The sequence below is a fragment of the Neisseria sp. P0013.S005 genome, from assembly GCF_051958425.1.
GTDB classification, from domain to species: domain Bacteria; phylum Pseudomonadota; class Gammaproteobacteria; order Burkholderiales; family Neisseriaceae; genus Neisseria; species Neisseria subflava.
Genome location: NZ_JBQCVL010000018.1, coordinates 1 through 16064, shown reverse-complemented (window position 1 = coordinate 16064; position 16064 = coordinate 1). Strand labels below are relative to the sequence as shown.

The window sequence follows — 16064 nt, the reverse complement described above, 5'->3', positions numbered from 1 at the left end:
ACAACCTTTCTACACTATCCATACATACAAAAAAAATACAAAACAAAGGCCGTCTGAATTGCTCTTTCAGACGGCCTTTTGAATTTAACCCTCGCTTTAATTTATATTGTTGGCGCTTGTTTTTTGGTATGATGTTTCCTTGATTTTTTATATCAGCCTCGAGTTTGCTATGTCTGTCTATACCAGTGTTTCCGACGCTCAAATGCGTGATTTCCTACTGCAATATGATTTGGGAGATTTTGTTTCTTTGCAGGGGATTGCTCAAGGAATTACTAATAGTAATTATTTTTTAACTACTTCAACCGGTCGTTATGTATTGACTGTTTTTGAGGTTTTAAAATCAGAGGAACTGCCTTTCTTTTTAGAACTCAACCAGCATTTAAGTCTGAATGGTGTTGCCTGCGCTGCTCCGATTGCTCGTAAAGATGGCGGACTGCATTCTATTTTGGCCGGAAAACCGGCTTGTTTGGTTACTTGTTTGAATGGTTCTGATACTGGCTGGCCAACTGAAGCTCAATGCTTCCATACCGGTGCTATGCTGGCCAAAATGCATTTAGCCGGCCAAGACTTTCCTTTAAAAATGAAAAATCCTCGTTATGATGACTGGTGGCGCGATGCCTGCACTCAATTGCTGCCTGTTTTAGATTCTGAGGATGCCGCACTACTTCAATCTGAAATTGCTGCTTTAGATGAAAATCTAGGAGAGCATTTGCCTTCCGGTATTATCCATGCCGATTTATTTAAAGACAATGTATTGCTTAATGGAGATGAAGTTTCCGGCTTTATCGACTTCTATTATGCGTGTAACGGTAATTTTATGTACGACCTGGCAATTGCGGTTAACGATTGGGCACGAACAGCTGATAACAAATTAGACCCTGCCCTTTATGATGCCTTTATCCACGGCTATGAAAGCGTACGTCCATTATCTGATAAAGAATGCGCGTATTTCCCTACTGCACAAAGAGCCGGATGTATTCGTTTCTGGGTATCTCGTCTGCTCGATTTCCATTTCCCTCAATCAGGAGAAATGACGTTTATTAAAGATCCAAATGCATTTAGAGATCTATTATTGAGTCTTAAATAATATATAGATAAAAGGCCGTCTGAAATTCAGACGGCCTTTTATCTAATGCCCTCCCCCGCCGGAACCGCTAAACGGAGGTCTTGCCAACCAAATAATGGGGATCATGCTGATGAATATGATACTGCCTGCCAAGAAGATTTCATTTGAGCCAATAATAAAGCCTTGTTGGGAAATGGTGCTATTTATCGCCACCAAAGCCTGATCCTTGCTCAGGCCATTAGCCATCATGCCTTGAATAGATTGGTTGCTGATTGAGGACAATAAATTAACATGTTCGGTCAGTTGAGTATGGTGCAGAGCTTCGCGTCGTTCCCACATGGTGCTGACAACAGATACTCCGACACCGCCCATAAAGACACGCAAGAAGTTAGACAAGCTACTGGCCGAGGCAATTTGATTGCCTTTCATATGCGACAAGGTAATACTGGTCAAAGGCAGGAAGAACATGGCTACGCCTAAACCCTGCCAAAACTGCGGCCAAACGACGTTGCTCATATCCATACCAGCATAGAAATCGGTGCGCCAATGGAATGTGTAAGCAAAAACCAAGAAGCTGGTACTGACAAACAGGCGCATATCGACGCGATTGCCGAACTTACCGATAATCGGTGACAAAATAATCGGCAGGAAACCCACCGGTGCAGCAGCCAGGCCTGCCCAAGTAGCGGTATAGCCAAGATTTGATTGCAGCACTAAAGGCAGCAGGGTCAATGTGCCCATATAGACCATAAAGCCCAACGATGTAGCAACGACGCCTATTGTGAAGTTTCTATTTTTAAACAATGACAAATCGACAATCGGGTATTTCTCGCCCAGCTCCCAAACAATAAAATATGTTAGGAACACCAAAGCGGTAACGCCCAAAACGATAATCTCTCCCGAGGCAAACCAGTCCAATTCCTTGCCTCTATCCAGCATCATTTGTAATGCGCCGATACCGACGATCATCAACACCAGCCCGACATAATCGATTGGCGCCCTGACGATTTCAGTTTCCCTGTGTCTAAGCTGCTTCCAAGAAATAGTTGCAGACAAAATCCCGATCGGGATATTGATAAAGAAAATCCATCCCCAATGCCAGTTGTCCGAGATCCAACCGCCCAAAATTGGCCCCAATACAGGGGCAACAACGACGGTCATTGCCCATAAGGCCAGTGCCAATGTTCGTTTTTCTGGCGGATAAGAAGCCATTAACAGGCTTTGGGACAAGGGAATCAATGGTCCGGCAATAAAGCCTTGCAATACACGGAAAAAAACCAAGGCTTGAAGATTATGCGCAATGCCACACAGCCATGACGTTACGACAAACCCGATCACAGCGGCGATAAAGATTTTGACCTCGCCAAACCGCTTGGCCAAAAAACCTGTCAGAGGAACGGAAATGGCATTGGCTACGGCAAATGAGGTAATCACCCAAGTCCCCTGCGTGGTAGCCGCACCCAAATCCCCTGCAATAACAGGCACGGCGACGTTGGCGATGGTGCTGTCCAAGACTTCCATAAATACGGCCAAGCTGAGCGCCAAAGTTGCCAACACCAGCTTAAACCCTTGTAACGGCGGATAATTCATATTTATAAACTATAAGACAACCGCCAAAGCGGTCGATTGAAGAGAATCAATATTTCAGACGGCCTGAGCCTTCAATAAAAGACTCAGGCCGTCTGAAAAGATTATTTTGCGTATTGTTCGAAGATTTTATCGACTAAAGCATCGGCGGCTTTCCAATCCACACTTTCCGTTTCCGGCAAGGCAGTATTTCGTTCCGCTTCGGCAGTCATGGCTTTACCGCTGCCCTTCTCGGCAATATCGACTTTAACAGTCATCGACAAACCGACACGGAGCGGATTTTGTTGCAATTCTTTAGCATCCAAACTGATACGCACCGGCACACGTTGCACAACTTTAATCCAGTTGCCCGTTGCATTTTGCGCCGGCAGTAATGAGAACGCACTGCCCGTACCGGCCGATAAGCCCATTACCTTGCCATGGTAAACCACTTTACTGCCGTACAAATCGGCTGTCATTTCAACAGGCTGGCCGATTTTCATTTTGCGCAGTTGCGATTCTTTAAAGTTGGCATCCACCCACAATTCAGACAGAGGCACAACGGCCATCATCGGCGTACCTTGTACGATACGCTGGCCGACTTGGACATTGCGTTTGGCAATTTGGCCGCTAATCGGCGAACGGATTTGCGTACGTTGCAGATTCAGCCAGGCGTCTTTGATGTGGCTGATGGCCGTCTGAACTGCCGGTTGTTGGCGCAGAGGAATATTGTTGCCCAACGCTGCCTGAGCAGAAACTTCTTCCGCCTCAACCGCTTTCACTGCAGCCTGAGCCTGAACCACAGCGGCGCGGGCATGGCTGAGTTCTTCGCCGGAAACCGCTTCCGTACCCGCCAAAGATTCACGGCGGCGCAAATCTGCTTGTGCACGAGCCAAATCGGCTTTGCGCAACAACACTTGCGCTTTGGCTTTTGAATTGACCGCAGCTTGCTGCTTGTTTTGACGGATGGCCTGAATCAATTCATTTTGCGCGCGATCGTATGCCAGCTGAAAATCGCTGTCGTCCAAAGCCACCAACACATCGCCTTTTTTCACGACATCCGTATCGTCATACATGACTTTGCGCACCGTGCCGTTCACCTGCGGCGTAATCATCACCAAATGACCGGCCACATAAGCATCTTCCGTTTCTTCTTCATGCTGCCAAAACAGGAAATACGCCAAAGCAACTCCTGCTGCCGCAATAAGGAATAGAAGCGTAACGATAACCAAATTGCGTTTGCGATGTGTTTTAGCGCCGGAAGCGGCTACTTCCGGTTCTTTTTGGACATTATTTTTTTCTGATTGAGTATCCATAAGTCCCAACTTTAATTCTGCACATGTGATAACGATATTATTGTCTTGCTGGGCGCTGACTTATACCATCAGTCCCCAATACGCGCGTTTAACGCGCTAAAGGGTCATATTCTATAGTTACACTCTATTCATTACAATAATTTCTTCCGGTAGCAAATGTAAATAAGGTAAGCAAAAGGCCGTCTGAAATTACTTTCAGACGGCCTACGTTTTGATAAAACATTTATTTCTTATTTAATTGAAAGCCTCCGCCCAACTGGGCATTGAGGTCACTCCAAGCTGTCAGATATTCTGCATGGTATTGAACCGCAGACATTTTTGTACGCGCAGCTTCGTCTTGTTTTTGCAAAGCGGTCAAGCCGTTATCCAAACCTGCACGAACACGTCCTTTCGCATTTTGTACAGATTTATCCGCGATATTGACCATCTTATTCCAAGTATCTTGTCGGCTTTTCAGGCTTTGATAGTCGACTACGGCATCTGCCGCCGAACGCATGGCGTTCAAAACGGTTTGGTCATACACGGCAACCTGCTCGTTATATTGGGCACGTTTGCCCGCCAATTTCGATTGCAGCACCCCGGAAGTAAATAATGGCAGATTCAAAGCCGGAACGATGCCCAACATACCGGAAGTTCGTCCGCGAATCAGATTGAACGCATCAATGTGCGTCATACCTGCCAAAACTTTTAATTCGATATTCGGGTAAAACTCTGCTTCAGTCGATTTGACGATATGCCATTTCTCTTCAAGCAAGGCTTTTTGCGCCGCGATATCGGGTCGGGCTGCCAGCAAATCCGCTTCAATACGGCTAACCGGCAATGACGGCACAGCCGCCATTTTTTCCGGAACCTGTCCATTCAATGCACCCGGTACACGACCGGTCAATACAGCCAAACTGTTGCGGATTTTCTCATTTTTCTGAGTCCATGCCGATTTTTCAAGCTGCAATTGTTGTTGCGCCATTTCCAGAGCGTGCAAGGCATCGGCAGGAGCCAGCTGCGCTTTAACGCGTTGTTGCATCAGTTTCAATGCCTTATCCGCCAGCTCTATGCGCGTATCCAGCAAAGCCAGTTGTTCTGTTGCCATCTGCCACGCAAAATATTGGGCGGCTACGGCGTGAGCCAACTCGGTGCGGATATGATGCGCTTCATACACCGCAGCCCTGCTTTTTCCTAAAACAGCTTGAATCTGCTCTCGGTTTTTACCCCAAAAGTCGAAAACCAAGCTGCCTTGTAAAGCTGCGTGCGCCAAAACCAATGTATGGTCGGTATCGACTGTACCGGCTTGAGGTTTGGGTGAAACATAGGTACCAATACCGGTTACACCCAAGCCGACTTGCGGTTTGTTTGCGGCTCCTACAACTCCCAGCTGCGCCTGAGCCTGCTCAAACCTTGCCTTGACGACACGCAGATTGGTAGACGTCTGAATGGCGGAAGCAATCAAATTGTTTAATTTTTTATCTTTCAGCTTCATCCACCAGCCGTCTTGGGCAGTAGCGGCAGATTGGCCTTGCGGCAGCGGATAGGCTGTTGTCTCATCCAAAGGCGACTGTTTGCCGAACGGCGCACATGCCGCCAACAGCGAAACAGCGGCAACGCATACGCTTGATTTGACCAAACCTAATTTCATACAGACTCCGTTTATATGTGTGCCTGCCGCAGACCATCAGGCCGTCTGTTGTTAATTGCCCAAACGGTTCAACAGTTTACCTAATAGGTGTTGCAGCGTGTCATAATCCTCTTTCGTGAAATCTTCCCACGCCTGACCGCTCTGACGGGCAATTTGCGGCCATACTTCGTGGATGAAGGTCTCACCCGAAGGGGTCAATTTTAGCACAATCTGACGGCGGTCTTTTTGATTGATATAACGCTCTACCCAGCCGCGCTCAACCATGTCGTCCGACAGGCGTGTTGCACTGGTGCGCGTCAAGTCCATCAGGTCGCTCAAACGTGAAGGCAGGATTTCGCTGTTTGGGCTGACGTAAACCGCCATCAGGGAAAACCACAGGTTTTCATTGATGCCGAACGCTTTCAGGTTTTCGTTCAAATGGCTGCTCAAACGTTCGGTTACGATGCGCAACATGCGGGATACTTGGTTTTGCTGCTCTGGAAACTGCGGCAGACGGGTAGAAAGCAAACGCATTGCGTTGACTAATTCGGTTTGTGAAAAACTCATAAATCCTTCTTTCTGAGTGAATTATTTTATTCGATATCAATCAAAATAAAATATGATGTAATAATTTACTTTAAGATACCAATCACTTACTTTAAGACGTTATATTGATTCAGATGATTATTTTAGTGTATGAAAATCTGATAATCGGTTACATGCTCCTACTAAACGGGGTTTTCTATGCCTAAATCATGAAAATTCGACCATAAAAAGGTCGTCTGAAACCTTGATGACAACTTTCAGACGGCCTCCATAACGGATTAAAATAAGCTCTTCCACTTGTACCGGATTCAAACCATGAACACTTCCGCCTTTTTTCCCCATATCACCCTTATCGGCGTCGGTTTAATCGGCGGATCGTTCATGCTCGACCTCAAACGCTTGGGACTGGTGCAAACCGTTACCGGCATCGATACCAATGCCGACAACCTCAATTACGCACTCGAATGCGGCATCATTGACCATGCCTATCCGAATATTTGCGCCGAAAGCATTAGCAATGCCGATTTGGTTTTGATTGCCACGCCTGTCTCCGTCCTGCCTGACGTATGCCGCGACATCAAGCCCTTCTTAAAAGACACTGCCTGCGTTTCCGATGTCGGCAGCACCAAACAATCGGCACTCAATGCCTTCCGCACCCACTTATCCGACCGCCTGCCGCAATGTTTTGCTGCCCACCCGATAGCTGGATCGGATCAAAGCGGAGCAAAATCCGCGCGTTGCGGTTTGTTTCAAAACAGCCGCCTTATCATTACGCTACACGGCCAAGAGGCTTCAGACGGCCTGAGACGGCTGAAAAGCCTGTGGCAGGCAGTTGGTTCGCAAATTTCCACCATGAGCGCCGAAGAACACGACAATATTTTTGCCGCCGTTTCCCACTTGCCGCACTTGGCCGCCTTTGCCTATGTCCACGCTTTGGTTGACCATCCGCACGGCAAAGACTATCTCCCCTATGCCGCCACCGGCTTTCGCGACTTTACCCGCATTGCCTCCAGCCATCCTGCCGTTTGGACAGACATCTGCATGGCCAACCGCCCTGCTCTGCTCAAACTGACCAGTGATTTAAAAGAACAATTATCCAAATTGGAACAGCTCCTTTCAGACGGCAATAAAACCGAGCTTTACCGCTATTTTGAAGAAGCCGCACAAATGCGTAATGACTGGCTGAAAAACCGTTAAACCTGTTTTCAGACGGCCTGATACCTTCTCAGCTAAAATCTTCATCACAATAAAAAGGGCATCTGTTTAGATGCCCTTTTTTGATTTCTTACGACTTCAACGTTTCACTCAGTCTTTCAAACGGAACTCAGCCGCTCTGGCGTGCGCGGTCAAGCTTTCGCCATGCGCCAACACGCTGGCGGTTTTGCCCAACTTCTGCGCCCCTTGTTCTGAAACCTGAATCAGACTGGAGCGTTTTTGGAAGTCATATGTTCCCAAAGGAGAAGAGAAACGCGCCGTGCGGCTGGTCGGTAAAACGTGGTTGGGGCCTGCGCAATAGTCGCCAAGGCTTTCACTGGTATAGCGTCCCATGAAAATAGCACCGGCGTGGCGGATTTTTTTCGCCCACTCTTGCGGATTTTCGACCGACAGTTCTAAGTGTTCGGGAGAAATATAGTTGGCGATTTCGCAGGCTTCGTCCAAATCTTTAGCCAAAATCATTGCGCCTCGGTTGCCCAATGAAGCTTCAATAATCGCACGGCGCGGCATGGTTTCAATCAAGCGGTTCATGGCCGTCTGAACTTCGTCCAAATACGTTTGAGAAGTACCAATCAAAATCGCTTGTGCAATTTCATCGTGTTCCGCCTGACTGAACAAATCCATGGCCACCCAATCGGCAGGCGTCGTACCATCAGCAATCACCAAAATTTCAGACGGCCCTGCCACCATATCAATACCGACCACGCCGAACACGCGTCGTTTTGCCGCAGCGACAAAAGCATTGCCCGGGCCGGTAATCTTATCGACTTGAAGCACAGATTCCGTACCATAAGCCAAAGCCGCAACCGCCTGCGCGCCGCCGACCGTAAACACTTTGGTTACACCGGCCACAAAAGCAGCTGCCAACACGATATCGTTGCGCTCGCCTTTCGGAGTGGGAACGACCATGATGATTTCTTTCACGCCGGCAACGTGGGCAGGCATGGCGTTCATGATGACGGAACTCGGATAAGCGGCTTTACCGCCCGGAACATAAATACCGACACGATCAAGCGGCGTAATCTGTTGACCCAAAAGCGTGCCGTCTTCATCTTCGTAAGTCCACGACTCCATTTTTTGGTGTTTATGGTAGCTTTCCACACGTCGCGCGGCCGTTTTCAAGGCCGTCTGAATGTTTTCGGGCAAACGCTCAAACGCAGACTGCAAATCGTCTTGCGTCAGGATTAAATCGTCGATAGTTTGAGCGGAGGTACCGTCAAAGCGGTTGGTGTATTCAATCAGCGCCGCATCGCCGCGTTTTTGAACATCGGCACAGATGTCGGCAACAATACGGTCGATTTCAGGGTTTTGCGCGGTTTCAAAAGCGAGTAACGCTTTAAGTTCGGCTTGAAAATCAGGGGATTGGGTGTCGAGTTTCTTCATGGTTTGCTCTCTTCCTTTTTTCGTTCCTATTGTTTTCAGACGGCCTCAGCCACACACATGCCGTCTGAACATTATCTTTTCAAAAAACCTTTTTTCTGCAAAAACGCCAACATATGCGGCCGCACAGGATTGCCCAAGGTTTTGGCCAGCGATTCCTTCCAAGGTATCGGTCTTCCCTTGCGTAACTCATAATAATCCGCCACTGCCTGATTATAGGCTTCAACCGCATCGGCATTCAGGCTTGGGCAGGTGTTTTCGGCATAGACCATTTCCTTAGGTAGGCGCGGTTTGAGCGGCGGGTCTTGGTCGGGATAACCGAGGCACAACCCCATCAAAGGCACGCAATAATCCGGCAGGTTCAACACGTCCGACACTTTTTGCGCATCATTGCGCAACGCGCCGATATACACGCCGCCCAGCCCAAGCGATTCGGCGGCAAGCAATACGTTTTGCGCCATAATGCCTGCATCGACCGCGCCAATCAGGGTGACTTCCGCCCAATCAATTTGCGCATCAAGAAACATCGCCTTGTGTTTGGAAAAATCGATGCAAAACAATAAAAATTCCGCACAATGGACAATATAAGGGGCGCTTCCTGCCGCTTCATGTATCCCCTGCCTCAGCGCAAGATCGGATACGCGGATGATGGAAACGCATTGCAGATTGTTGGAAGTCGAAGCCTGCTGTCCGGCGCGAACCAGCGTATCGAGGATTTCATCGGCAATCGGTTCTGAAGTAAACCTGCGGATGGAACGATGGGAAAGAATCGTATCGAGTGTCGGTTTGCTTTGCATCATGACGGGGCTTTCAAACTGGGTTGGCAGACAGGTTTTGCCAAAAACTTTTCAGACGGCCTTAGCGGCATTTTCAAATGCCTGAATAATCGGATTCAACAGCGCATATTTGGTTTTCAAGGCCGCTTTGTTGACCACCAAGCGGCTGGAAATATCAGCCACATGTTCCACAGCCTCCAAACCATTGGCCTTCAAAGTATTTCCGCTGGAAACCAAATCGACAATCGCGTCGCTCAAACCGACCAAAGGCGCAAGCTCCATCGAGCCGTACAGTTTGATGATGTCCACATGCACACCCTTGTCGGCAAAGTGTTCGGCGGCGATATCGGGATATTTGGTGGCAATCCGCAAGCGGCTGCCGGGTTTGGACGCAGCGGCGTAATCAAAACCTTTTTTCACCGCAACCATCATGCGGCATGAAGCAATATGCAAATCCAAAGGTTGATATAGGCCATCTCCGCCATGTTCGATCAGCACGTCCTTACCGGCAATACCGAAATCCGCCGCACCATATTGCACATAAGTCGGCACATCGGTTGCGCGTACAATTACCAAACGGATATTGTCATGATTCGTGCCAATAATCAGCTTACGCGATTTTTCCGGCTCTTCTGCAGGCACAATACCGGCGGCGGCCAACAGCGGCAGGGTTTCCTCAAAAATTCGTCCCTTGGATAAAGCAACCGTTAAAAGTGTGTCGGTCATTTTGTTCTTCTCCTTTGCCGTATCAAAAACAAGAAGGCCGTCTGAAATCCACAACCCATTTCAGACGGCCTCAACTACGTTTTTACAATAAAGTTTTCACATCAGCCGCAATCGTTTCCGGCTCGCTGCCATAAGGCGAGAAAATCGCCACTTCACCGTTTTTATCAATCAAATATGCACCTGAAGAGTGGTCGACCAAATAGTTTTCGCTGTCTTCTTTTTGGTTGACTTTAGCCGATACCACACGGTATTGCTGTTTGATGACAGGCAGGCTTTGATCGCCGGTAGCCGTCAGACCGATAAAGTCAGGGTTGAACTGTTTGGCGTATTTGCCGATTACTTCAGGCGTATCGCGCTCGGGGTCGATGCTGACAAATACTACTTTCACGTCTTTAGCCTGATCGCCCAATTGTTTCAACGTGTCGCTGTAAGTCAGCAACTCGGTTGGGCATACATCAGGACAGTGGGTATAACCGAAAGACAGGATAACCACTTTGCCTTTCAAATCGCTCAGGCTGAAAGGTTTGCCGTCGCCATCGGTCAATGTGAAATCGCCGCCAATGTCTTCTTTGCGCATATCGGTACCGCGCGCTTGCACTTTGGGCACAGACTCACCGGAAGCAGCAGGTGCAGCAGAAGCGGCAGGTGTCGAAGAAGCCTCTTTGGCCTCCTCTTTAGGCTGACAAGCAGCTAGAGCAGCCAACGCAAAAGCACTGAGTAGGAAAGTTCGTGTAACGGAAAGCATAAATTTTCTCCAAAACCGTTTCAAATTAAGTGCGGCCAAATAACTGCCCGGCCGATATAAAAACAAAACATCTTCATATTAACGCGTTTGACACATTAAATATAGCCCTTTTTGCAGATAAATACTGCTTTTTTTGTTTTAAAAATCTGCCTTCCATTTAGATAGTCATCAAACGCAAAAAGTTTAATTCATTAAAAATCAAACAAATATAAAAATAATCCAATTTTTTTTCAATTACTGCTTTACAAGATTCGAGAACTCGCTATAATGACGACTTCTTCGCTAGCCCAGGTGGCGAAATTGGTAGACGCAGGGGACTCAAAATCCCCCGCCGCAAGGTGTGTCGGTTCGAGTCCGACCCTGGGCACCAAATTAAAAAAACCTCTTGATTCAGTCAAGAGGTTTTTTGCTATTTATCATTTGCAAAAACCTTCTCCTTACTCAAACTGTCAACAATCCACCCACATCAAACTCAATAAAACTGTTTTTTTATTTCTTTAAAATCAAAAGATAATCTATTTTTATTCCTTAAACGTTAAAAGATGAAAGATTTTGTCTTGCTTGTACAGTCGGATTGCGTTATCGTTTCTACTCTTTTTCACAAACTCTGTGTTTCTTCCCAATTGCTTGGATAGTCTGACTGTCATCGTATTCCCTCAGTGCGCGTACCCTAAATCGCTGCTTGGTGGAATTGCATTACAGGTGCTGTGGTGAGGCGGATTGTTCCTATTGGTTTGAAACCATATAAAAGAGGTCAATATGCAATTATCTGGCGCACAAATCATCGTGCAAAGTCTCAAAGCCGAAGGTGTCGAGTATGTATTCGGCTATCCGGGCGGCGCGGTTATCGAAATCTACGATGCCCTTTTCCAACTCAATAAATTCAAGCACATCCTGGTTCGCCACGAGCAGGCAGCCGTACATGCGGCAGATGCCTATGCCCGTGTCAGCGGCAAAGTCGGCGTTGCTTTGGTAACTTCCGGCCCAGGCGTAACCAATGCGCTGACCGGCATCGCCACCGCTTACAGCGACTCCATTCCGTTAGTAGTCATCAGCGGCCAGGTGGGCAACTCCCTCATCGGGACAGACGCATTCCAAGAAGTGGATACAGTCGGCATTACCCGCCCTTGTGTCAAACACAATTTCTTGGTAACCAATATCGCTGAGTTGGCAGACACCATCAAAAAAGCTTTCCAAATCGCCGCAAGCGGCCGTCCGGGGCCCGTTGTTGTCGATGTTCCTAAAGATGTCACCCAAGCAATGGCTAAATTCAGCTATCCGCAAGAAGACATCTTCATCCGCTCTTACCAACCGGTTGTACAAGGCCACATCGGTCAAATCAAAAAAGCCGTACAAATGCTGGCTTCCGCCAAACGCCCTATTGTTTACTTCGGCGGCGGCGTGGTTTTGGGCAATGCCTCTGAGGAAATGACCAAATTCGTCCGCATGATCGGCGCTCCTTGTACCGGTACATTGATGGGCTTGGGTGCATACCCTTCCAGCGACCGCCAATTCTTGGGCATGCTGGGTATGCACGGCACTTACGAAGCCAACCTCGCCATGCAGAATGCAGACGTTGTACTGGCAATCGGTGCGCGCTTCGATGACCGCGTGATTTCCGTACCGTCCAAATTCTTTGAAAAAGCCAAAAAAATTATTCATATTGACGTTGACCCGTCCAGCATTGCCAAACGCGTCAAAGTGGATATCCCGATTGTCGGCGACGTGAAAAACGTATTGTCCGAAATGATTCAATTGTGGGGCAAACAAGAATCTGCACCTGCAGCCGACTCATTGGATAAATGGTGGAAAAGCATTGAAGAATGGCGTTCGCGCAACTGCCTGTGGTTTGATAATGAAAGCGAAATCATCAAACCGCAATACGTCATTCAAAAACTGGCCGAAATCACCAATAATTCTGCCATCATCACTTCCGACGTCGGTCAACACCAAATGTTTACCGCCCAATATTACCCATTCGAGCGTCCTCGCCAATGGCTCAATTCCGGCGGTTTAGGCACAATGGGCGTCGGCTTGCCATATGCCATCGGTGCGAAACTGGCTGCTCCTGATCAAGATGTATTCTGTATCACCGGCGAAGGCTCGATTCAGATGAACATCCAAGAGCTGTCCACCTGCTTCCAATACCGCGTTCCGGTGAACGTCGTTACCCTGAACAACGGCTATCTCGGCATGGTTCGCCAATGGCAGGAACTGTATTACGGCAACCGCGAATCGGAAACCTATTTCGATTCCCTGCCCGATTTCGTCAAACTGGCTGAAGCATACGGACACATTGGCATCCGTGTGGACAAAAAATCCGATGTTGAAGGCGCGCTTTTGGAAGCAGTCAAACAAAAAGACCGTTTGGTATTTATGGACTTCTTGACCGACAAGAAACAAAACGTGCTGCCCATGGTCGGCAACGGCAAAGGCTTGGACGAGATGGTTCTGCCGCCGCATATGCGCGAAACATTGTCAGCGTAAGGAGAGAAAAATGCGACATATCTTATCTATTCTGATGGAAAACGAATCAGGTGCGATGAGCCGTGTGGTAGGTTTGTTCTCCGCACGCGATTACAATATCGACTCCTTGGCTGTTGCACCAACCGAAGACAAAACCTTGTCTCGCATGACCATCGTTACCCATGGCGACGAACACGTTATCGAGCAAATCACCAAACAGCTCAACAAACTGATTGAAGTTATCAAAGTGGTCGATTTGAACGAAAGCCGTTTTGTCGAACGCGAGCTGATGTTGGTAAAAGTCCGCGCCGTAGGTAAAGACCGTGACGAATTCCTGCGATTGACTGAAATCTACCGTGGCAGCGTCATTGACGTAACAGACCGCAGCTACACCATCGAAATCACAGGTTCTACCGAAAAACTCGACTCTTTCCTCGAAACAGTCGGTCGTGCTCAAATTTTGGAAACCGTACGCACAGGCGCAGCCGGTATCGGCCGTGGCGAGCGTATTTTGAAAATTTAACGCTGTATCGTTCAGACGGCCTTTTACTTTCAACAAAGGCCGTCTGAAAAACAGTAGGAGACAAATATGTCAAGCATCCAAATCGTTGCATTAGTTACCGTCAAACCCGAATACACCGAGGCTCTGGCTGCCCAGTTTAAAGACTTGGTCAAAGCCAGCCGTGCAGAAGAAGGCAACATCAGCTACGACCTGCACCAAGAAATCGGCAAACCCAACCGTTTCGTATTCGTGGAAAGCTGGAAATCCCAAGCAGCTATTGACGAACACAATGCCAGCGAACATTTCCAAAACTTCGTCAAATCCATCGAAGGAAAAACCGAAGCATTGGAAATCGTCTTGATGAACCAAGTCCCCGCTTAAACCCCTATTACTTTTAACTCAACCCGGATTATCCGGAACCCTCTTACACTAAGGAAATAAAATGCAAGTTTATTACGATAAAGACGCTGACCTTTCTCTGATCAAAGGCAAAACCGTTGCCATCATCGGTTACGGTTCACAAGGTCACGCACACGCAGCAAACCTGAAAGATTCCGGCGTAAATGTCGTAATCGGTCTGCGCCAAGGCGGCTCTTGGAAAAAAGCCGAAGCAGCCGGCCACGACGTGCGCACCGTTGCTGAAGCAACCAAAGCAGCCGACGTTGTAATGATTCTGTTGCCTGACGAAAACCAACCTATCGTATACAAAAACGAAATCGAGCCTAACTTGAAAGAAGGCGCAGTATTGGCGTTTGCCCACGGCTTCAACGTACACTACAACCAAATCGTACCTCGCGCCGACCTCGACGTTATCATGATCGCCCCTAAAGGCCCTGGCCACACCGTACGCAGCGAATTCCTGAAAGGCGGCGGCGTCCCTTCACTGATCGCCGTTTACCAAGATAAAAGCGGCAAAGCCAAAGACATCGCCCTGTCTTACGCAACAGCCAACGGCGGCACTAAAGGCGGCGTAATCGAAACCAACTTCCGCGAAGAAACCGAAACCGACCTGTTTGGCGAACAAGCCGTATTGTGCGGCGGTGTGGTCGAGTTGATTAAAACCGGCTTTGAAACCCTGACCGAAGCAGGCTACGCGCCCGAAATGGCCTATTTCGAGTGTCTGCACGAAATGAAGCTCATCGTTGACCTGATTTACGAAGGCGGCATCGCCAACATGAACTACTCCATTTCCAACAACGCGGAGTACGGCGAATACGTTACCGGCGTGGAAGTTATCAACGATAAATCGCGCGAGGCCATGCGCAACGCCTTGAAACGCATCCAAACCGGCGAATACGCCAAAATGTTCATCCAAGAAGGTGCCGTCAACTACGCCAGTATGACTGCCCGCCGCCGCCTGACTGCCGACCACCAAATCGAAAAAGTTGGCGCACAACTGCGTTCTATGATGCCTTGGATCGCTAAAAACAAACTGGTTGACCAAGACAAAAACTAATCTGTCTTTCAAGCAAATGAAACCTGCCTGATCACTCAGGCAGGTTTTTATAATTTTAAAACCCAACACACTATAAGAGACCTTTGCAATAACATAGGTTACTAAAATTTTATGCTCAATCTCATTTTCAAAATGCAAAACTTTTCTGATTTTTCCTACTTTTTGCTCAATATTAGGAAGGTTTTAGGCAATTGAAAATTTTTTGGCGCATTTTTATGCATCAAATTTCGTTAACAGACTATTTTTGCAAAGGTCTCTATAAATCTCACTCAACAAGGCCGTCTGAAAACAATATAAACAACATTTAAACTCCAAACTCAATAAGCCGTCTTTTATGGTTCGCCTAAAATTTCCTTTTAGAAAAACATATTACGAAATAAACAACTATTCTCCATACCTACTCTGTCTGTAAAAAACAACGTTTCCCAACAAAATACGCCTAAAACAAGAGGAAAATTTGTTTTCTTAAGCCATAACCTGTAGGAAAACGTTGCGTTGTTTACACCACAGGTTGAGAAAAATAAGCCTGCAAGACCTCAAACGGCGTATCGCCATTCAAACTGCGGTGCGGCTTCACAGTGTTATAGAAATTAACAAAGCGGCACAACTCCTTTCGCCGGTGTTCCTGACTGTCAAACAACTGTTTCCCATGCCACATCTCCATCAGGGTGCGGATAACCCGTTCCGCCTTACCG

The 16064-nt window shown here is 47.7% G+C and carries 16 protein-coding genes and 1 tRNA gene; 7 read left to right on the top strand and 10 right to left on the bottom strand.

Annotated features, from left to right (window positions below; all coding sequences use genetic code 11):
- Window positions 1-202, bottom strand: a 202-nt coding sequence (locus tag ACTHTA_RS10720; RefSeq protein WP_440376374.1) for a hypothetical protein, incomplete at its 3' end; no start/stop codon positions are given.
- On the opposite strand from ACTHTA_RS10720, the gene thrB reads away from it, so the two are divergent.
- Complete coding sequence (gene thrB, locus ACTHTA_RS10715; protein WP_308888412.1) at window positions 170-1087, top strand: homoserine kinase; 918 nt, start codon at window positions 170-172, stop codon at window positions 1085-1087. The two genes, ACTHTA_RS10720 and thrB, sit on opposite strands and share 33 nt — an antisense overlap.
- Before the next feature lie 42 nt (window positions 1088-1129).
- Here the strand turns inward: thrB and ACTHTA_RS10710 are convergent, their stop codons facing one another.
- From ACTHTA_RS10710 to ACTHTA_RS10695, 4 genes are all read right to left on the bottom strand, one after another.
- Complete coding sequence (locus ACTHTA_RS10710; RefSeq protein ID WP_308888411.1) at window positions 1130-2656, bottom strand: DHA2 family efflux MFS transporter permease subunit; 1527 nt, start codon at window positions 2654-2656, stop codon at window positions 1130-1132.
- Window positions 2657-2757: 101 nt separating this feature from the next.
- Window positions 2758-3948: an HlyD family secretion protein gene (locus ACTHTA_RS10705; protein WP_070748287.1), complete on the bottom strand. Its 1191-nt coding sequence runs from the start codon at window positions 3946-3948 to the stop codon at window positions 2758-2760.
- A 223-nt stretch (window positions 3949-4171) separates the two neighbouring features.
- Window positions 4172-5578, bottom strand: a complete 1407-nt coding sequence (locus ACTHTA_RS10700) for an efflux transporter outer membrane subunit (RefSeq protein ID WP_440364439.1) — start codon at window positions 5576-5578, stop codon at window positions 4172-4174.
- Between the two features lie 51 nt (window positions 5579-5629).
- On the bottom strand, window positions 5630-6124 hold the full coding sequence (locus tag ACTHTA_RS10695; RefSeq protein ID WP_004521040.1) for a MarR family transcriptional regulator: 495 nt from the start codon (window positions 6122-6124) through the stop codon (window positions 5630-5632).
- Between the two features lie 294 nt (window positions 6125-6418).
- Here ACTHTA_RS10695 and ACTHTA_RS10690 point away from each other — a divergent pair, with 294 nt between their 5' ends.
- Window positions 6419-7300 carry a prephenate dehydrogenase gene (locus ACTHTA_RS10690; RefSeq protein WP_313971299.1) on the top strand — a complete coding sequence of 294 codons (882 nt, stop codon included), beginning with the start codon at window positions 6419-6421 and terminating at the stop codon, window positions 7298-7300.
- A gap of 108 nt (window positions 7301-7408) precedes the next feature.
- Here ACTHTA_RS10690 and hisD read toward each other — a convergent pair whose 3' ends face one another.
- From hisD to ACTHTA_RS10670, 4 genes are all read right to left on the bottom strand, one after another.
- Window positions 7409-8701 carry a histidinol dehydrogenase gene (gene hisD, locus ACTHTA_RS10685; protein WP_070748283.1) on the bottom strand — a complete coding sequence of 431 codons (1293 nt, stop codon included), beginning with the start codon at window positions 8699-8701 and terminating at the stop codon, window positions 7409-7411.
- 71 nt (window positions 8702-8772) lie between these two features.
- On the bottom strand, window positions 8773-9498 hold the full coding sequence (gene nfsA, locus ACTHTA_RS10680; protein ID WP_440364438.1) for an oxygen-insensitive NADPH nitroreductase: 726 nt from the start codon (window positions 9496-9498) through the stop codon (window positions 8773-8775).
- A gap of 48 nt (window positions 9499-9546) precedes the next feature.
- Window positions 9547-10200 carry an ATP phosphoribosyltransferase gene (gene hisG / locus ACTHTA_RS10675; RefSeq protein ID WP_070814280.1) on the bottom strand — a complete coding sequence of 218 codons (654 nt, stop codon included), beginning with the start codon at window positions 10198-10200 and terminating at the stop codon, window positions 9547-9549.
- Between the two features lie 82 nt (window positions 10201-10282).
- A complete protein-coding gene (locus ACTHTA_RS10670; RefSeq protein WP_440364437.1) occupies window positions 10283-10945 on the bottom strand; it encodes an SCO family protein in 663 nt (220 codons plus the stop codon).
- Window positions 10946-11230: 285 nt separating this feature from the next.
- Here ACTHTA_RS10670 and ACTHTA_RS10665 point away from each other — a divergent pair.
- From ACTHTA_RS10665 to ilvC, 5 genes are all read left to right on the top strand, one after another.
- Window positions 11231-11315 (top strand) — tRNA-Leu (locus ACTHTA_RS10665).
- A gap of 389 nt (window positions 11316-11704) precedes the next feature.
- Entirely contained in the window at window positions 11705-13432 is a 1728-nt protein-coding gene (gene ilvB / locus ACTHTA_RS10660) for a biosynthetic-type acetolactate synthase large subunit (protein ID WP_049329575.1), read from the top strand.
- Between the two features lie 10 nt (window positions 13433-13442).
- Window positions 13443-13934 (top strand): acetolactate synthase small subunit, encoded by a 492-nt coding sequence (ilvN, locus tag ACTHTA_RS10655; RefSeq protein WP_003685820.1) that lies wholly within the window; start codon window positions 13443-13445, stop codon window positions 13932-13934.
- Between the two features lie 66 nt (window positions 13935-14000).
- Window positions 14001-14294 (top strand): putative quinol monooxygenase, encoded by a 294-nt coding sequence (locus ACTHTA_RS10650; RefSeq protein ID WP_049329574.1) that lies wholly within the window; start codon window positions 14001-14003, stop codon window positions 14292-14294.
- Between the two features lie 61 nt (window positions 14295-14355).
- Entirely contained in the window at window positions 14356-15369 is a 1014-nt protein-coding gene (ilvC, locus tag ACTHTA_RS10645) for a ketol-acid reductoisomerase (protein WP_003685814.1), read from the top strand.
- A gap of 499 nt (window positions 15370-15868) precedes the next feature.
- On the opposite strand, the gene ACTHTA_RS10640 is transcribed toward ilvC, so the two are convergent.
- A partial coding sequence (locus ACTHTA_RS10640; RefSeq protein WP_440364436.1) for an integrase core domain-containing protein occupies window positions 15869-16064 on the bottom strand: 196 nt, incomplete at its 5' end.

Bases quoted from the DNA above. Each gene is read 5' to 3' on its own strand.
- thrB (WP_308888412.1), top strand. From the start codon at position 170: ATGTCTGTCTATACCAGTGTTTCCGACGCTCAAATGCGTGATTTCCTA.
- ACTHTA_RS10710 (WP_308888411.1), bottom strand. From the start codon at position 2,656: ATGAATTATCCGCCGTTACAAGGGTTTAAGCTGGTGTTGGCAACTTTG.
- ACTHTA_RS10705 (WP_070748287.1), bottom strand. From the start codon at position 3,948: ATGGATACTCAATCAGAAAAAAATAATGTCCAAAAAGAACCGGAAGTA.
- ACTHTA_RS10700 (WP_440364439.1), bottom strand. From the start codon at position 5,578: ATGAAATTAGGTTTGGTCAAATCAAGCGTATGCGTTGCCGCTGTTTCG.
- ACTHTA_RS10695 (WP_004521040.1), bottom strand. From the start codon at position 6,124: ATGAGTTTTTCACAAACCGAATTAGTCAACGCAATGCGTTTGCTTTCT.
- ACTHTA_RS10690 (WP_313971299.1), top strand. From the start codon at position 6,419: ATGAACACTTCCGCCTTTTTTCCCCATATCACCCTTATCGGCGTCGGT.
- hisD (WP_070748283.1), bottom strand. From the start codon at position 8,701: ATGAAGAAACTCGACACCCAATCCCCTGATTTTCAAGCCGAACTTAAA.
- nfsA (WP_440364438.1), bottom strand. From the start codon at position 9,498: ATGATGCAAAGCAAACCGACACTCGATACGATTCTTTCCCATCGTTCC.
- hisG (WP_070814280.1), bottom strand. From the start codon at position 10,200: ATGACCGACACACTTTTAACGGTTGCTTTATCCAAGGGACGAATTTTT.
- ACTHTA_RS10670 (WP_440364437.1), bottom strand. From the start codon at position 10,945: ATGCTTTCCGTTACACGAACTTTCCTACTCAGTGCTTTTGCGTTGGCT.
- ilvB (WP_049329575.1), top strand. From the start codon at position 11,705: ATGCAATTATCTGGCGCACAAATCATCGTGCAAAGTCTCAAAGCCGAA.
- ilvN (WP_003685820.1), top strand. From the start codon at position 13,443: ATGCGACATATCTTATCTATTCTGATGGAAAACGAATCAGGTGCGATG.
- ACTHTA_RS10650 (WP_049329574.1), top strand. From the start codon at position 14,001: ATGTCAAGCATCCAAATCGTTGCATTAGTTACCGTCAAACCCGAATAC.
- ilvC (WP_003685814.1), top strand. From the start codon at position 14,356: ATGCAAGTTTATTACGATAAAGACGCTGACCTTTCTCTGATCAAAGGC.